The organism is uncultured Brachyspira sp. (assembly GCF_910578695.1).
Classification (GTDB): Bacteria; Spirochaetota; Brachyspiria; order Brachyspirales; family Brachyspiraceae; genus Brachyspira.
Map to the genome: position 1 here is coordinate 1 of NZ_CAJTQJ010000015.1, position 18,575 is coordinate 18,575.

General features: G+C 28.9%; 16 protein-coding genes and 1 tRNA gene. 10 read left to right on the forward strand and 7 right to left on the reverse strand.

What is annotated here, in order from left to right:
* Positions 1–33: 33 nt before the first annotated feature.
* The 3 genes from QZ288_RS05855 to QZ288_RS05865 all read right to left on the reverse strand — a co-directional run bounded on the left by QZ288_RS05855 (position 34) and on the right by QZ288_RS05865 (position 3,445).
* Positions 34–231: a hypothetical protein gene (locus QZ288_RS05855; RefSeq protein WP_295156424.1), complete on the reverse strand. Its 198-nt coding sequence runs from the start codon at positions 229–231 to the stop codon at positions 34–36.
* A gap of 68 nt (positions 232–299) precedes the next feature.
* Positions 300–1,406, reverse strand: coding sequence for a hypothetical protein (locus tag QZ288_RS05860; RefSeq protein ID WP_295156297.1), 1,107 nt, complete (start codon positions 1,404–1,406; stop codon positions 300–302).
* A 194-nt stretch (positions 1,407–1,600) separates the two neighbouring features.
* The gene (locus QZ288_RS05865) at positions 1,601–3,445 is read right to left on the reverse strand and encodes a methyl-accepting chemotaxis protein (RefSeq protein ID WP_295156300.1); all 1,845 of its coding nucleotides are present in this window, start codon (positions 3,443–3,445) and stop codon (positions 1,601–1,603) included.
* A gap of 299 nt (positions 3,446–3,744) precedes the next feature.
* Between QZ288_RS05865 and QZ288_RS05870 the strand changes: the two genes are divergently transcribed.
* From QZ288_RS05870 to QZ288_RS05880, 4 genes are all read left to right on the forward strand, one after another.
* A complete protein-coding gene (locus QZ288_RS05870) occupies positions 3,745–4,776 on the forward strand; it encodes a 2-oxoacid:acceptor oxidoreductase family protein (protein WP_295156304.1) in 1,032 nt (343 codons plus the stop codon).
* A gap of 14 nt (positions 4,777–4,790) precedes the next feature.
* Positions 4,791–7,055, forward strand: coding sequence for a thiamine pyrophosphate-dependent enzyme (locus QZ288_RS05875; protein WP_295156307.1), 2,265 nt, complete (start codon positions 4,791–4,793; stop codon positions 7,053–7,055).
* A 462-nt stretch (positions 7,056–7,517) separates the two neighbouring features.
* Entirely contained in the window at positions 7,518–7,580 is a 63-nt protein-coding gene (locus QZ288_RS11760; protein WP_363322970.1) for an HAD hydrolase family protein, read from the forward strand.
* Between the two features lie 135 nt (positions 7,581–7,715).
* Complete coding sequence (locus tag QZ288_RS05880) at positions 7,716–8,348, forward strand: lactate utilization protein (RefSeq protein WP_295156310.1); 633 nt, start codon at positions 7,716–7,718, stop codon at positions 8,346–8,348.
* A gap of 11 nt (positions 8,349–8,359) precedes the next feature.
* Here the strand turns inward: QZ288_RS05880 and QZ288_RS05885 are convergent, their stop codons facing one another.
* From QZ288_RS05885 to QZ288_RS05900, 4 genes are all read right to left on the reverse strand, one after another.
* Positions 8,360–8,896 carry a hypothetical protein gene (locus QZ288_RS05885; protein WP_295156313.1) on the reverse strand — a complete coding sequence of 179 codons (537 nt, stop codon included), beginning with the start codon at positions 8,894–8,896 and terminating at the stop codon, positions 8,360–8,362.
* 81 nt (positions 8,897–8,977) lie between these two features.
* Positions 8,978–10,699 carry a 6-hydroxymethylpterin diphosphokinase MptE-like protein gene (locus QZ288_RS05890; protein ID WP_295156315.1) on the reverse strand — a complete coding sequence of 574 codons (1,722 nt, stop codon included), beginning with the start codon at positions 10,697–10,699 and terminating at the stop codon, positions 8,978–8,980.
* 25 nt (positions 10,700–10,724) lie between these two features.
* Positions 10,725–11,801, reverse strand: coding sequence for a M15 family metallopeptidase (locus QZ288_RS05895; protein ID WP_295156317.1), 1,077 nt, complete (start codon positions 11,799–11,801; stop codon positions 10,725–10,727).
* 159 nt (positions 11,802–11,960) lie between these two features.
* Positions 11,961–12,033: transfer RNA gene (locus tag QZ288_RS05900), tRNA-Val, on the reverse strand.
* Positions 12,034–12,216: 183 nt separating this feature from the next.
* Here QZ288_RS05900 and QZ288_RS05905 point away from each other — a divergent pair.
* The 6 genes from QZ288_RS05905 to QZ288_RS05930 all read left to right on the forward strand — a co-directional run bounded on the left by QZ288_RS05905 (position 12,217) and on the right by QZ288_RS05930 (position 18,475).
* Complete coding sequence (locus tag QZ288_RS05905) at positions 12,217–13,509, forward strand: hypothetical protein (protein ID WP_295156320.1); 1,293 nt, start codon at positions 12,217–12,219, stop codon at positions 13,507–13,509.
* An 88-nt stretch (positions 13,510–13,597) separates the two neighbouring features.
* Entirely contained in the window at positions 13,598–14,107 is a 510-nt protein-coding gene (flgN, locus tag QZ288_RS05910; protein ID WP_295156323.1) for a flagellar export chaperone FlgN, read from the forward strand.
* 159 nt (positions 14,108–14,266) lie between these two features.
* Positions 14,267–15,208: an ornithine carbamoyltransferase gene (argF, locus tag QZ288_RS05915; RefSeq protein WP_295156326.1), complete on the forward strand. Its 942-nt coding sequence runs from the start codon at positions 14,267–14,269 to the stop codon at positions 15,206–15,208.
* Between the two features lie 179 nt (positions 15,209–15,387).
* The gene (locus QZ288_RS05920; protein WP_363322971.1) at positions 15,388–16,611 is read left to right on the forward strand and encodes an argininosuccinate synthase; all 1,224 of its coding nucleotides are present in this window, start codon (positions 15,388–15,390) and stop codon (positions 16,609–16,611) included.
* A 27-nt stretch (positions 16,612–16,638) separates the two neighbouring features.
* Positions 16,639–18,027, forward strand: a complete 1,389-nt coding sequence (gene argH / locus QZ288_RS05925) for an argininosuccinate lyase (RefSeq protein WP_295156331.1) — start codon at positions 16,639–16,641, stop codon at positions 18,025–18,027.
* Between the two features lie 16 nt (positions 18,028–18,043).
* The gene (locus QZ288_RS05930) at positions 18,044–18,475 is read left to right on the forward strand and encodes a hypothetical protein (protein ID WP_295156334.1); all 432 of its coding nucleotides are present in this window, start codon (positions 18,044–18,046) and stop codon (positions 18,473–18,475) included.
* The last annotated feature ends 100 nt before the right edge of the window (positions 18,476–18,575 follow it).

An 18,575-nucleotide genomic window follows, 5' to 3' on the forward strand; every position in this document is an offset into this window, starting at 1 on the left:
TTTACTGCGTTTCATACATAAAATATAATAATTTTATGTTATCTGGGTCAGCCCCAATATTAAAGTATAACTTCCGCCAATTTCAGTGGCTCTGTATAAATAGTAATCTGAAAAATATTTATCTGCAAATGCTACAGCAGCTTTAGGCACTTCGCTTAAAGCTACAGATGAAGAATATGCATATACAGATACTATGAATAATGCTGATATAATGTATAAATTTTTTTTCACTTTCTATAAACCTCATAAATTATAATATATATTTTAATTATATAATATAAAAAAAATATAACAAGCTATTATAATTTAACACTTCCTGCAATATAGTATCTTCCGTCGGTAGCACCTTGAAAACCTATATTAAATTCAGCAGGACCTGCTTTAAATTTGCCGAATACAGCATATTCTAAATATAATTTAGCATTTTTATCTTTTATATGCACCATCTCTCTTAAAGCAATATTAAGCATATACCATTCAAAACCCTGCTCTAATCTTATATAATGGGCATCATTTTCCCTCCAAGTATATTCAGCAATAGCATTAATCCAAATAGTTTCATTCATAAATGGAAATCTGAATACAGCAGATGCCTGAACTAATGATTCAAATAAAGTTATATGATAATTTTGAGGTTCAGATCTATTCTCGTGTTCATATAAGAATCTAAACTCAATATTAGGTATATTAAATCTTAATAAAAGTGCTTTAGGTATGCTGTGTCTGAAATCTCCCTGAGAATAAGCTATTTCATAATGATTTCCTATAAAACCAACTCTTATGCCCGGACCGTTTAATACTTGCGGTATATAATAATCAGGCGTATCAATATTAGCAGGATTTAATGCAGTATCATAATAATGAGGCATAAGCATAAATGTAGCAGTATTAATATCAAATGCCGCTCTTCCTCTTGCCGAAACTAATATTCTATCAACAAATACAGCCTGCACTCCTCCGTCATAAAGCCCTCCGTTTCCTTCTATATATTTGTATTCTTTATTTGGTTCATGAGTATCAAAATATCCGTAAGCTGTTATAAAGCCTGTAAACTGTATATAATTATTATGAAAAGTCTGTCCGATAGTTGCAAATGTATCTCTCATATTGAATGTATTTGTAAGTATAGCGTATGAGAATGTAGAAGTTAAATGAAATTCTATTGGGTATTTTTGAAAGAAACTTAAATTTGTATCACTAAGATTTGGAAGTTTTCTTTTATAATCATCTCTGAAATAATCAGGTTCTATATATTGCGGAAGTTCATTATTTCCCTCTCTTCCTATAAACATATCAAATGCATTAGGAAGGGCAGGCATTACTGCATTCGTATACTTTTCCTGAGCATTAAGTATATTAAATGCTGCAAATATAGTAAATAAAATTAGAAAATATGTATTTTTCATAAAAGTTTCCAATATATTTATATAAAATTTTAAAACAAAAAAGGACACTAATCCATAAGAATTAATGTCCTAATATTTTTATAGATAAATTTATTAGCTTGCTTGCTTGCTTGCTTGCTTTGAATAACAGTTAATATAGTATTATTAATAAAAATCATAACTTAATTATACTATAAATATATTTAATGTCAATTTTATTCCATTTTAAAGAAAGTCATAATTTCCTTCAAATACTGAGCCTGTTCTAATAATTCTCTAGAAAAACCTGCTGTTTCATCAACTAAAGCTGCATTTTGATGAGTTATACCCTCTATTCTCTGAACTGCAATATTAACCTGATCTACTCCTGTCTGCTGTTCTACAGATGTAGTGCTTATTTCCTGCATTATTCTTGCAGTATCATCTATTTTTGATTGTATATCATTAAATATAGCCTGTGATTCTCTTGCGGTTTCTGCTGATTTATTGATTTTTTCATAAATATTTTCTATGAGCAATGTTATATCTTTAGCTGATGACTGAGAGTTCTGAGCTAAGTTTCTAACTTCGCTTGCTACCACTGCAAAGCCTCTTCCCTGATCTCCTGCTCTTGCAGCCTCTACAGAAGCATTAAGTGCAAGTATATTAGTTTGGAATGCTATATCTTCTATTGTTTTTGTAATGCTCTTTATTTTTTCGCTCGCTTCATAAACTTCTTCTATATTTCTAGTAGTTTCAGCAATTACATTAGCTCCGTTTTCTACAGCCCTTTTAGAAGCTATCATCATTTCATTGCCTTCTACAGAATTTGAAGCGGAAGATTTTATAGTAGAAGCCATCTCTTCTATAGCAGAAGCAGTTTCCTCCAAGCTGGAAGCCTGAGAATCCGTTCTAGCCGATAAGTCTTCGCTGCCATGTGCAAGATTAAGCACAGCAGTATTTATTTTTTCTGAAGTATCATTAACTTCGGAAACAATTTTATATAATGCATTCCTCATACTTTTAAAAGAATGTGCTATTTCTCCTATTTCATTTTTCTTAAATTTAAACTCTTTAAGTAAAAACTGTCCTCTTGACATCTCTTCAGCTTCTTCTACAAGTATTTTAAGAGGACCGATTAAATGTCTTACATATAGATAGCCTATTATAGAACTTATTATAATACCTATAACATTTATTATAATACCTGTATATAATATATTATTGCTTTTCTCTTCTACAAAATTAAGAGGCATAGAAAAAGCTACATGCCAAGGCTGATTTTTTACTGCTGTATATAAGCATACTTTAGTCATACCGTCATTTTGGAACTCTAATCTGCCTTCTTTATTATTTACTATTGTTTTTACTTCTACAGGTGCAAATTTTCCTACTTCGCTTGGTACATTATGCATTACAAGTAAAGTATCCTTATTAAATACCCATAATCTAATCCAATGAGTTAATACCGCTCCTGCAGTTTCAGATATTTCATCTATAACTTTCTGCCAGTCAAGTACAACAAGTATTCCGCCTAAATATTGATTATTCTCTCTTGATCTGATAGGTGCAATTATGGCAGTCATCCATTTTCCATCATCATTTTTGTATATAGAATCTGATAAGCTAGGCTGTTTTACAGAATCATATTTTTTCCATAAGTCCGGAAATAAATCCGATACATTTTTGCCTACATATTTAGCATCATTTTCTGAATTATTTATTATTCTTCCGCTAGGATCTACTAATGAAAGAGTTTTAGCATAAGGATTTTTTGAGCCCATCTGTCTTAATACTCCAAGCATATTATTTTCAGATTCAGGATCTCTATTTTCCATATAATTAATTACAAAAGTGAAAGAAGAATAAGTATCAGATAAAACTAATTGGTTTTCAATTAAAGATTCAAAAAATGTACAATATCCTTTTATTGTTGTAAGAAATCCGTCATAAGAAGCTTCATCTATCGCTCTTTTTGACATTCTTACAAGTGTGAAAATAGAAACAAAAATAAGCACTGCTATAAAAATATTTGCTACTACAGGAATTTGAATATTTATACTGTTCAATTTCTTTTTCATGATTGTAAATCTCCTAACATCGTAATTAATAACTCCTAATATTTATATTATAGTATAATAATTTAATTTTTATATGTCAAATTTTTAATTATTTTTATGTTTTTGTATAATATATATTTTTAATTAATTTATTTTCGGTAAAAATATGATTGCAATATAGCAAAATAATTATAATTAATTTGACTTTTATCTTATTTATAGTACAATATAAAAATATTGATGTATATTAATTTTGAAAATTAGTATATTTTGATTTTATTTTCAAAATCTCATTTTAATTAAATAAAGGAGAAATAATCGTGAAACTCCCAAAAGTCAATGATTTAGGCTTTTTCGAGATTCGTCTCGAAAGTATAGGCGGAATGGGTGCTAATAGTGCTGGTAAAATGCTTGCAGAAGTAGGCGTTTTAACTCAGGGCTTCTATGGTGCTGCATTCTCAAGTTATGGTTCAGAAAAGAAAGGTTCGCCCGTTAAATCTTTCGTAAGATTTTCTGATTCAGAAGTTAGAGTAAACTCTACAGTAGAAGAACCGCATGTTGTGGCAGTGTTCCATATGAATCTTCTTAAAAACCCTATGACATTAATGGGTGTTAAAGAAGACGCCATTGTTATTTTCAACACTAATAAAACACCTGATGAAGCAAGAGATTTTGCTAAATTGCATGGCGGCAAAGTAGTTTGCGTTGATGCTATTAAAATCGCTAATGATTTAAAACTTCCTTCTCAGGCGGCTAATACTATAATAATGGGTGCTATGGTTAAGCAGCTTGATTTTATAGATTCTGCTAAATTTGAAGAGCAAATCAGAAAGCAGTTCTCTGGAAAAAAACCTGAATTAGTAGAACCGAATGTGGAAGCTTTTAGAAGAGGCGGAAGCGATTCAGTAGTTAAAGATTTCCCTGCAGACGGTAAATATCCTTATATACCTTATAAAAAACCTGAGCCTGTATACGGTAAAAATAATCAATTAACAGGCGGATACATCAATGCAGCAGGAAACTCCACTTTAAAAGATTTACAAGTTACACGCACAGGAAGCATTCCTGTATTCAATCCTAAAAACTGCATAGACTGTGCTCAATGCGAGACTGTTTGTCCTGATTTCTGTATTGTTTGGGAAAGAGGTCCGGACAGAAAAGATGCTGGAAAAACAGCTATGAATATGATGGGTATTGATTATCAGTATTGTAAAGGATGTTTAAAATGCGTTAGAGCCTGCCCTAAAGGACCTTATGCCCCTAAAAAGTTCCCTAAAGAAGAACAGGCTTTAAGAATAGAAATAGAAGCAGAATGTAATGTTGATGAACTTACATACAGACGTTATAAATAATAAGGAGCGAATAAATGGCTAACAAATATAATCTTGCTGAACAAGAAAACATACTCGAAAGTGGTAATGAATTAGCAGCCATTGCAGCCGCTCAGATCAATTATCACGTTATGGGTTATTACCCAATCACTCCTTCTACTCAAATTGCTGAGTATTTGGACGAAATGAAAGCTAATGGAAGACATACAGTATGCATGATTCCGGGAGACGGAGAGCACGGTGCTGCCGGTATATGTTATGGTGCTACTACAGCCGGAGGAAGAGTATTTAATGCTACTTCTGCTAATGGTCTTCTTTATGCTATGGAGCAATTGCCTGTACAGTCTGGTACTAGATTCCCTATGGTATTAAATGTTGTAAACAGAACTGTTTCAGGTCCTTTAGATATTAAATGCGATCAGTCTGATATAATGATGGCTCTTAATACAGGCTGGATTATCATTATGGCTCATACTACTCAGATGGTTTATGATTTTAATATCTTTGCTTTAAAAATTGCTGAGAAGGCTAAATTACCTATCATAGTTTCTTCTGACGGTTTCTTTACTTCTCATCAAAAGAAAAAAATTCACCTTTTCAAAAATGATAAAGATGTTCAGGACTTCTTAGGAACTTATGAAGCAGAGGTTACTTCTATTGAGCCCGGAAAAAACCCTGTTACAATAGGTCCTTATATGAATGAAGATGAATTAACAGGAAGTAAATTGCAGCTTTCTCAGGCTTTAGAAGATTCCAGAGCTATTATTGCTGAAGTATTTGAAGAGTTTGCTTCTCTTTCAGGAAGAAAATACTATCCTATAGAAACTCATAATATGGAAGGAGCTGAAGTAGCTTTAATGCTTTGCGGTTCTGCTTATGAAACAGGTACTTTAGCTGTTGACGAAATGAAAAAAGCTAATCCTAATCTTAAAATAGGTGCTTTTGCTATTACTCAGATTCGTCCTTTCCCTGAAAAAGAATTACAGAAATTACTTGCCAATGTTAAAGTGGTTGTAGTAGGAGACAGACAGGATACTTATTCAGGTATGGGCGGCAATATGTCTACTGAAATCAGAGCTGCTCTTAAAAATGACCCTAATAATAAATCTTCTATTGTAAGCAGAGTTTATGGTCTTGGCGGTACTGAATTTACTCTTGATAAAGCTAAAGAATTATTTGATTTAGGCTTAAAGGAATTAGCTAATGCAGGTTCTGTTTCTAAACATGATTACTTAGAACAATATATGGGACATGCAGGCGTTGAAATGAAGCCTATTCACGAGCCTCTTACTTTAGAAAGCCAAAAATCAGGAATCACTGTTACTATGAATGAACAGACTCATAAACTTGATGTTAAAATTCCGCCTCTTAGAGAATTAACAGGCAAAGCCTACCGTTATGCTCAAGGTCATGGTGCTTGTAACGGATGCGGTATCTTCTCCGGAATAAATACTTTTATGAAAGGTATAGAAGGAGAAGTTGTTCTTTTGGTACATACAGGCTGTTCTATGGTTGTTACTACAGGATATCCTTACAGCTCTTACAGAACTACTTATGTTCATAACTTATTCCAAAACGGTGCTGCTACTCTTTCAGGTATTGTAGAGATGTATTATGAGAGAAAGAGAAGAGGAGAAATACAGGGACCTGAAGATCCTACTTTCATAATGGTTACAGGAGACGGCGGACATGATATAGGTATGGGACCTTCTATAGGTGCTGCTGTTAGAAATCATAAAATGATTATATTAGAGTACGATAATGAAGGATATATGAATACAGGAAACCAATTATCATTCTCTACTCCTATAGGACATAGAACTTCTACTTCTAATGTTGGTAAAGCTGAAATTGGTAAGCAGTTTAACCATAAAGATGTTGCTCAAATATTTGCAGGATGTCATATACCTTATATTGCTACAGGCTGTGAGGCTTATCCTTTAGATTTAGTTAAAAAAGCTGCTAAAGCTCAATGGTATGCTCATAATCATGGTACTGCTTTTGTTAAGCTTCTTATTGCTTGTCCGTTAAACTGGAAATCTCCTGATGATATGGGTAAAGATGTTATTAAAGCTGCTGTTGACTGCTGTTTCTTCCCATTATATGAGTCTGAACACGGTGTTACTACTATTACTACTATGATAGCTGATGACAAAAAACAGCCTGTTTCTGAATGGCTTAAATTGATGGGTAAAACTAAGCATATACTTAAGCATAAAGAATTGCTTGAAGGCTTCCAAAAAGAAGTTGATAGAAGATGGATTCGCTTAAAAGCTATGCATGAAAGTCCTGTTCTATAATTAGTTAATACTAATAAATAGAATATAAATAAAAACGGCTTTTAATTAAATATTAAGAGCCGTTATTTTTATAACTTTCATTATAATACTGTCCCTTTTTTATATTTATTAATACAAAATCAAAATCTGAACTTATTTTTTCTTTATTGCCTAATATAAAAATATAGATTCCCACCCTAAATTTATTTAAATTTTTTATTTCTGCATGGTTTATAATCGAAATATAATTTTTCAATAGGATTTTAAATTTTAATGAAATAAAAAAAATTCACTGTTAATAAAAAATTTACCGTTTTCAAAATCTGTAATTCTTTGAGATTTTGTATTCATCTGATTATTAGTATTGTCATTATCATCTGACTAAGTTTTTATTAAATTATAAAAATCACTTGATATATAGTTCTTATAAAGTATAATACTTTAAAATGGATTTGTGAAAATAAGGACATAGATATATCAAATATTATGTCATTTGGCGATAATTTTAATGATGCAAAGATGATTGAATATTCAGGTTATGGGTAATTCTGAAGAAGAGTTTAAAAAAAATAGCTGATTATACTGCTTTATCAAATGATGAAAATGGGGTTGGCAGGTTTTTAAAGGATTTTTTTTGATTTATAATATTTTAATAAAAAAATTAATAAACGGAGTATTTTTATGACAGTTCAGGAAGAGTATTTTCAAAATTTATCTTTGGTTTTGAAAGAAAAATTTACTAAAAAAGGCTTTGCATTTGACAGCTTTACAAATAAAGAAGAGGCTAAAAAATTTGTACTTTCTCTTATAAAAGAAGATGATATTATAACTTTTGGAGGAAGCACTTCTGTTAATCAAGTGGGCATATTAGAAGATTTAAAAGATTATAAGAATTTTATAGATAGAAATAATAAAGAATTAAAGGCTGAAGCAGAAATAAAAGCATTTACTTCAGATATTTATCTATGCTCTGCCAATGCTATAACTAAAAACGGAGATATTGTTTCAACAGACGGAGGCGGAAACAGGGTAGCTGCCACTATTTACGGACCTAAAAAGGTATTTTTAATTGTAGGAAGAAATAAAGTATGCAGTACGGAAAAAGATGCTTTAAAAAGAGTTAGGGATATTGCTGCAGGCGAAAATTCTATAAGATTCAAATTAGATAATCCCTGTTCTATTAATGATATGATATGCGATGAAGAGAAATGCGATATAGAAAAAAGATTATGTGCATATACTATTATAGTAAATAAATGCCATATAAAAAATAGAATACATATTATATTTATAAATGAAGAATTGGGTTTTTAGATTAACTAATATTATCTTAAAATTTGATTCTTATATTTTTCAAATAAAGTTTTAGAGAAATCTGTTTTTTCAATAGCTTCTCTTAAACCTGTGATATCAATATTATACTGCTGTCCGTAATTATTTGGTTTTATTGAAAGAGTTTTACTATTTACCAATTTTTGAAAGAAATATATAATCTCTTTTTCCTGAATGATTCCGAAAGCAGGGGATATTGTATATAATATATCAAATTTATCTGAAGAAGACCTCATAAAAGGCTCTACGGATTTATAAGGATCATTATTAAAACTATATTCTATACGGCTGTTTTCATCTATATTTTCTTTATACCAATTTATGCTTATATTAAGCTGATTATTTCTTGATGCTATATATATTTCTAAATCATTATTATTTTTTATAGTCATTGTTACAGTTTTAGTATCTGTATTATTATAAGTTATTGTTCTTACTTTCCAATTATTATAATGCTTAGTTACAGCTGCAGGAAATACTTGTAAGAAAATTATCAATAATGATATAAATACAAATAAAACTTTTTTCATATTTATATATTCTCCTGATATTTGTATTATGTTTACTATATCATTTCCTTTGACTTTTTGCAAATAATTATAGTAAAAATATCATTTAGAAAGCAGGGGCTTTATATCATCATACCATTTATTTATATAACTTTTAAACTCTTCATAGCTTATCGCAGATTTTTCCAGTCTTTCAATATGCCATGGCGATATTATATAGGCTAATTTTTTTATAGAATCATTAATATTTTCTGTATTATTAATATCATATAAAAAGTTATTTATTTTTTCTATTAACTGTTCTTTATTAATATATTCTTTTATATTTTTTTTTACTAGTTTGTTTATATTAAAATCCTCTATATTTTCAAATATAATATTATTATCATACTGCTTTACATTTTTTATTTCTGCCGATTCTTTAGTTAAATTAAATATATCAGTCATATTTGAAATTTCCTGTATAATATCTTCAAAATGATTTTTATAGCTTAAAAGAGATGAAGAGGTATTTCTATATATATTATCATAGCATTTTATTTTTTGTATATCATTAAGTCTTTTATATTTGGCAGATTCAAAAGTTTTTAATTTATTACTGTTTATGAAATCATAAAAAGATGCATTTGAGTATTTGGAATGAGTTTTATCATCAAGATGGCAAAAATCGCATCCTGCAAGAAGTATATATTTAGGATTTAACATATATGCTATTCTTAATGCAGGCATTATAACGCTTCCTTCCATATAAAAAAGTATATTATTATTATTACTATCATTATTATTATCATTATCATTATCATCTATGGGATATAATATATTTTCAAAACTTTCATCATGAGAAAAATAAAATATTCTTTCATTTTCTATATGCGTAAGAGGAAAAGGATAGGCAGTATGAGAAGTAAAAATATTTATATCATTATTTTCTTTTTTTATAAGTTCTTTTAAATGTATTGAAGAATAAAATCCGCCGTCAGTAGTTACAACAGCATTAGGCTTTATATTATTTTTTATCAAAGTATTAAAAGCGTGAGAAAGTACTATTATAAAATGAGTTTTCGATAATTCTTTTATTTTTTCTATATATTTATCTGCCGAAGCTCCTGCCGATACAAGAAGAACAGGAATTTCTTTTTTTAATATATTATGAAAAGTTTTTATTGAATAGCCTATATTGAAATGCATATTATATAATATATTTCTAGCCCATATAGGAGCAAAATAATAATTTGAAGTTAAAGACATTAGCTTTTCTCTTATGCTATTTGCAAGATATATATTAATTTCATCATAATATCTGCTTGATTTATCGTTTATATTTGAAGCTCTTATATGTCTTATATAAATTATTTTTTTGGCATCATTATCATTCATATAAAAATTAAAGAAATCCAATATAGTTTTTATATCTTCATCTAAAATTATGATAATTTTTTCAAATATATTTTCTTTATCTGTATTAAAATTTTCAAAAATAAGCTTAACTATTTCTATATCTTTCTCTATTATTACAGCTTTATTATTTTCATTTAATGATAAGAAATACTCTATATGAAAGAATGATGCAATTGATAAAAATATTCCTATATGCTCATTATTATCTTTTATAAACTGCTGTATTAATCTTTTAGCTTCTTCAATAGGATTATATATCGAAGTTAATGGCTTATCATTGTATAAAACAGCAAACATATTATTTTTAGTCTGCTTTAATTTATATTTATTATCAGAACTGTAATGCATTAATTTTTTTACAGCTCTAAAATTATATTTATTTTTCTTTAAAAGACTAATATTCTTATTGAATATAATATTATTCATTATTTTCTCTAAAATATATTGTTTTTTAAAATATACCGTATTTTTCTACAAGTTCATAAGCTTTATCTTCATCATCTTTTAATTTATTATAAATTATCAGTTCAGGTCTATATTCAAAATGTATAGTATCATAATTATGCCATTTTCCGCCCCATATAAATCCGTACTTTTCAAATACCTTCACAACCTCTTTAGGCGGATGCCATCTTTTATCATAAGGCACAGCATACCAAGCTTTATTATTAACTCTAGTCCAAGCCCAATATATCTGCTTTCCGTAATTTTTTTTAGGCAAAGTATCAAATGCCACTCCATAACTATGATAGCTTATACTTGAGCTTTTTGATATAATTTTCCAAACATACCCGCTTACTATTTTTAATGAATCCAAAAAGTTTTCTACTTCTTTATTAGTCTGAGCTATAAGCCTCACTTCAACACTTACATTTGAAAGAGGTTCATATACATAATCATGAACCCTCACCTTATAGCCTAATATACTTTTTGTTCCTATATGCTTCAGTATAGTTTTTTCATTATTGCCGTCATATAAGGTATTTAAGAATTTATTATTTATATATTTAGTATTATTAACTCTTTTTTTATAATATTCCTGAAGCTCCTGAGTTCTTTCAGAAGTTTCCTCCTCTACTTTAGGAAGCCCATTAACAGAATAAGAATAAAATCCAAAAGGTATATGCTTATCCTGATTAGTCATATCCTCATCTGTAAGTAATTTTCCATTAGCCCAATTAAACCATATTTCATCTAAATAAAATCCTAATTCTCTATTTTTTATAATAGGAGGAGATATTCTATTAGAGTATGCTAAATGCAAAGATATAATCTCTAATGCACCAGGTCTTATAATGAAATCTTTTCTTACTCTTTTTTTTTCTTTTTCAATCATCATTGTTTTTCTATCTATATTAGCCATTATATCTGAAGTGTTGTTCATATATATTATTCCTATAGCTGATATAGAAGAAACTATTACAGTCATTAAAGCTATGGCAAATACTTTATATTTAGAACCTGCTTTTATGATGAAGCTTATGAGTGCAAGCACAATTAATATAATTATTATTACTAAAATAGTCATATATTATTATTTATTATTACTCTTTTATTATTATTATTTAAAAAATATTTGTTAACATAATATTAGCATATTTCAATATTAAATACAATTGCATTATCGTTAAAAAAATATAATTAATTAGGAAGTTTCATTAAAAATATAAAGCTTTAAATTATGAATTGGGCGATGACGGGCTCGAACCGCCGACCTAGTGCTTGTAAGGCACCCGCTCTCCCAGCTGAGCTAATCGCCCTTTCATTTGAAATGATGATTAATATTAGCATATCATAAAAAAAAAGTCAAGCAATTAATCAGTTAAAGATTGTTAAATTTTATATTTTGTAAAACTTTATCAAATATATATATTGCTAAAATAATAAAAAATGTTATTATTCTATATAAGAATAAATATTATATAAGTAGAATTTTTATAAAAATGAATATAGAGTTTTTGCTTTCAGCAGTATTTGACAATAGAAGGGTTATTCCTAGCCAAGACAGATTATTTAAAGCAATAGTTTCTTCTCTAAATGAAGTAAATATTAACCCTCTTGTAATGATATCGGAATTTTCTATAATAGAAGACGGAAGCACTCTTATATATTCTTTTCACCCTTCTGCCGACCCTATATACTTTGAGTTTAAAACTGATACGCTGTTTATAACAATAAGTACAGGAAGTTTCGGAGCAGGATATCATAAGTTTATAGTAGGCGTTTTGGACAGAATAGCAAGAAGGCTTGATATAGAGTTTAAAGAAGATCCTGTTCATAAAGACCCAAGCGGATATTTTAAAAGCAGAGATTTTGAACAGTTAAAGAAATTTTTTATAAGTTCATTAGCTGATTATTCAAAAATGCTTATTACTCATCATGAAAATGGTTTCAGCAATTTTATGATATCTATGCCTTATGATTATCCTATAATAGAAAAAGAGTATTTTGCATTATCATCATTAGGATATTGGGGTAAAAATTGGTTTACTGATTTTTTAGATGCTGATGAAGAGTCAAGATTTATAATGGCTGCGGATTTCTTTCTTTGGGATACTGAAGAGATGAATGCCAAATTTTGGTTTAAAAGCTTTATCAGTATGATTTGGCTTTATTTTCCTTTCAGAGAAGCTATTGATAATAAAGAAAAGACTATGTATAAAAAAATTATGTATTCTTTTCAGGAGGCATACAAAAAAGATTCTAATCTTCGCTATCCTTGGAATATACTCGTTGATATTTCGCATTATTTAGATGATGTAAATTTAGCTAAGTTTATAGAAAGTAAAAAAAACTCTCATCAGCCTAATATGGAAATTGGCTTTAGATTGGAGAATGCAAGATATTCTATAGCTGCAGGATTTACTATTGTTCTTCCTATGCGTATGAATGTATTTAAAAATGATAAATCTTTGATAGAGTTTAAAGATATAAATATATATATAGCTATGCAGGTTTATTCTTTTGCAAATGAAGAAACTGATGTAATAATGGAATATGTATTAAAACAGATGGATATTGCAGAAGAAGATAAAGGCGTACAGATTGATATTAAATCAAAAAACAGCAGTATAGAAAGCATTGTATATGAAAAAGAATTAGATGATAATGATCATATAATAACAGCCGCTTTTGCAGCCAAAAAATTAGCACTTCTTTCTTGGTTTACTTATTCAGATGACAAATATAGAGATTTTTGTATAGAAGCTGTAAAATCTATAGATATAGAAAATTAATATAAATATTAAAAAATTATGTTAAGTAATCATAATAACTGCCGATAACTATACTGCAGGGTTAACTATTAACTTAAAGGTGGTATTTATGTTTAACTTATATGAAGAGCTTACAAAAATCGAGATACTTCTCACTAAAGAGATAGAAGTATACAAAATAATATTAGAAGATGAAGAAAAAAAGGTTAATTCTATAATCAATACAAGACTGCAGGATATACATCTATACTGTGATCATCAAAATGAAAAAATGACAGAGGCTAATGAGCTTAGAAAAATGAGAGAAAATATTATTGATTTGATAATATTAAATAAATTTCCTCATCTATCAGAAACAGCTTCATTATCTGATATTATAAGGAGAATACCTCTGAATAAAACTGCTAGAATATCAGCACTTCGTCTTGAATTAATTACTTTAATGGCTAGATTGAAGCATCTTAATAAATTAGCCCCTAAACTTTTTGATGAGGCTTTGGATTTATTTGCAAATATGAAAGAAGTTTTGAATGAAAGCAAAAAAGTAGGATACAATAATAAAGGCAAAGAGCATGTTGTTAATAGAAAATTATCAGTGCTAGTAAATAAGCAAGTTTAATATAGAATATTTATATCTTAATTAAACGTATGGCATAATATTTTATGTTATACGTTTTTTTAATTTTTAAAAATTATTAAATAAAATATTGCAATAATAAAAAAACGATATATAGTATTATCCAAAATAATTATTAAAAAACTTAAACAGGAAAAAATTATGAAAAAAGTCAATTTATCAGGAAGAGATTTTATTAATTTAGAGGATTTTACAAGCGAAGAATTATCTGCATTAATAGATTATACATTTGAATTAAAATCAAAAGTAAAAAATAAAGAAGAAATTGATATAATGAAAAATAGAACTATGGTGATGTATTTTTCAAAGCCTAGTTTGAGAACTCGTTTAAGTTTTGAAATAGGAATGAAAAAATTAGGCGGAGATGCTTTTGTATTAAAACAAGATGAAATTATACTTGGGCATAGAGAAAGTATAGAAGACAGTGCTAATGTTATTTCAAGATACTGTGATTTGATTATGATAAGAACTTTTGCCCATAGCGATGTTGAAGATTTTGCTAAGTATTCTAAAGTGCCTGTTATAAATGCATTGACAGATCTTTCGCATCCTTGTCAGGTTATGGCGGATTTATTTACCATAAAAGAGCATTTCGGTAAATTAAAAGGATTAACATTATCATATATAGGCGATGGCAATAATGTATGCAATAGTCTTTTGACAGGCTGTACTTCTTTAGGACTTAATATTAAAGTAGGAGTTCCTAAAGGCTATGAACCTGATGCAAAAACTATAGAAATTGCCAAAAATACAGCAAAAGACAAAGGCTGCATTGTAGAAATTACAAATGATGTTAAAGAAGCTGTAAGCGGTTCTGATATAGTATATACTGATGTATGGGCTTCTATGGGACAGGAAAGCGAAAAAAAAGAAAGGCTTAATATATTTAAAGGCTTTACTCTTACAAAAGAATTATTTTCTCTTACTAATAAAGGAGCTATAGCACTTCATTGCCTTCCTGCTCATAAAGGAGAAGAGATAAGCGAAGAAGTATTTAATATGAATGCTGAATATATTTATACAGAGGCAGAAAATAGAATGCATGCACAAATGGCTATAATGAGCAGTATAATAAAAGAATAAAATATAAATACAATAAATAATATAATTTTTAATAAAATAAATATTATAAAAAATTGCTGACTATTATAATAATCATTTATTTTTTAATATTGTTATATAATTTTTATAAATGCTTATAGCATTGATTATTTAATGAATTGATAAAAATATTTAATACATAAAAAATTTATAAGGAACTTATTATGAAAAAAAAGTTAGTATTAGCCTATTCAGGCGGATTAGACACTACAGTTATTATACCATGGCTTAAAGAGAATTATGATTATGATGTAATTGCTGTTTGCGTGGATGTGGGGCAAGGTACAGAAACTGACGGTTTAGAGGAAAAAGCTTTAAAAACAGGTGCTGTAAAATACAGATTAGTTAAATGCGAAGATGAGTTCGTTACAGATTATATTTATCCTATAGTAAAGGCTGAGGCTGTATATGAAGGAAAATATCTGCTTGGTACTTCTGCAGCCCGCCCATTGATAGCAAAAAAACTTGTTGAAGTTGCTTTAGAGGAAGGTGCATCTGCCATAGCACACGGAGCTACAGGAAAAGGCAATGATCAGGTAAGATTTGAATTAACAGTTAAAGCATTAGCTCCTAACTTTGAAATCATTGCTCCTTGGAGAGAATGGGATATATCTTCAAGAGAGGAAGAAATAAAATATTTGGAAGATAGAAATATAGAAGTTCCTATGAAAAAAGATGATTCTTATTCAAGAGATAAGAACCTTTGGCATTTATCACATGAGGGATTAGAACTTGAAGATCCTCTTAATATGCCTAATTATGAAAGGCTTCTTAAATTATCAAATACTATAGAGAATGCACCTAATGAGGGAGAATTTGTAGAAATAGAATTTGAAAAAGGAATACCTATTAAAGTTGATGGAAAAACTTTATCTCCTTCTGACTTGGTTAAATATTTAAATAAAATAGGCGGAAAGCATGCTGTAGGTATAGTTGATTTATTAGAGAATAGAGTAGTAGGAATTAAATGCCGCGGTGTATATGAAACTCCGGGCGGAACTATTCTTTATGCAGCACATAGCGAGATAGAACATTTATGCTTGGATAGAGAAACATTATATTTCAAGCAGGTAGTTTCAAATAAATTAACTGATTTAGTATATAGCGGAAAATGGTTTACACCTTTAAGAGAGGCTTTATGTGCATTCATTGACAGTACTCAGGAAACTGTAACAGGAAAGGTAAAATTAAAATTATATAAAGGAAATATTATACCTGCAGGTTCATCTTCACCGTACTCTCTTTATAATGAAAGTTTGGCAAGCTTTACCACAGGCGAATTATATAATCACAATGATGCTCAAGGATTCATTACTCTTTACGGACTTCCTTTGAAAGTCAATGCATTAATGAAAGAGCAGGCTAAAAAGAACGGAGTTAAATAATTAGCAGGAGTTAAATAATTAGCAATTATGAAAGAAAAATTATGGGGCGGACGATTTTCTAAAGAACTTAATAAAGAAGCGAATGATTTCAATTCATCATTATCTTTCGACTGCAGAATGTATAGAGAGGATATTTTAGGAAGCATAGCCCATGCTAAAATGCTTGGCGAATGTTCGATTATTTCTGCTGATGAAAGCGAAACAATAATAAACGGTTTAAAACAAATTTTAGATGATATTGAAAATAATAAAATTCAATTTGATTTTGAATTAGAGGATATACATACTCAAATTGAAAGACTGCTTATTGACAGAATAGGAGAAACAGGAAAAAAGGTACATACAGGAAGAAGCCGCAATGATCAGGTGGCACTTGATATTAGAATGTATTTAAAAAGCAAAACAGAAAATATTAGATCTTTAATTTTAGATTTAATTTCTGTGCTGATAGATATTCAAAAAGAGCATACCAAAACCTATATGAGCGGATATACTCATCTTCAAAGGGCACAGGTTATTACATTTGCACATTATTTGGGTGCTTATGTAGAAATGCTTAAAAGGGATTTTGACAGATTAAGCGATGCTTATAAAAGGATAGATATAATGCCTTTAGGTGCAGGAGCTTTAGCTTGTTCTACATACAATATAGACAATAAAAAAACTGCTGAAACTTTGAACTTCAAAAATGTTATGCTGAACTCTTTAGATGCTGTATCTGACAGAGATTTTGTTATTGAAACTGAATCTGCTTTAGCAATAATAATGATGCATTTAAGCCGTTTTTCTGAAGAATTAATATTATATTCTACTTCTGAGTTTAAATTTTTAGAGTTTGATGATGAGTTTACAACAGGTTCAAGCCTTATGCCTCAGAAAAAGAATCCTGATATACTTGAGCTTATTAGAGGAAAGACAGGAAGAGTTTACGGCAATTTATTTTCTATATTAACAGTGATGAAATCCTTGCCTTTAGCATACAATAAAGATATGCAGGAAGATAAAGAAGGTATATTTGATTCTTTAGAGAATGTAAAGAATTGTTTATCTATACTTCCTAATGTATTAAAAACTATGAAAGTTAATAAAGAAAATATGCTTAATTCTGTTAATGAAGGTTTTTTGAATGCTACTGAAGTGGCTGATTATCTTGTAAGAAAGGGTATGGCTTTTAGAGATGCACATAATGTTTCAGGACATCTTGTAGTATATTCTATAAATAATAATAAAAATCTTTCTACACTTTCAATAGAAGAATACAAAAATAAATCTGAACTTTTTGAAGATGATATTTATTCTTATATAACTCCAGAGGCTCAGGTTTTGAATAAAACTATGCTTGGAAGTCCTAGCGAAAATGCTGTTATGGAAGTAATAAAAATAAATGAAAAGTGGCTGAAAACAAATCAGAAATAGGAGTAATATTTAAATAATGCGTAATTTTAATATATCTATGTTATGTTTTTGGATAGGCTACATTATTGTTACTTTGATTGGCATACTGCATACTATATTTAATATATATGTTCTTAAAATGAAGCCTATGGATAAAAACAGTATGGGCGAGGGTTATGAAAAGACAAAGCCTTATCATGCAGTTTATAATATTATTGTATTTACTATATTCGCACTTATATATATGAGAAGTCTTAATTCTCCGACTATTAATGATGCTTTAATTACAGGGGCAATTTGGTCAGGTATTTGTATAATATTTGATGTTTTCGGCTGGGTATTAATAAAACATCCTTGGAGTCTTAGTTTTAAACAATTTTATATAGATTATCAGCCTTATATCACTTTAATTTATATCGCAATTTTTTTAGGTCCTATAGCTGCTTTTTATTTATATTCATATATATAAAAACTTGTACCGATATCAGCATTATCTCCTGCCATTTAGCGAATATCAGGCACTCACAAGTTTTTTATTATAGTTTTTATTTTTTATATAAAAAACTATT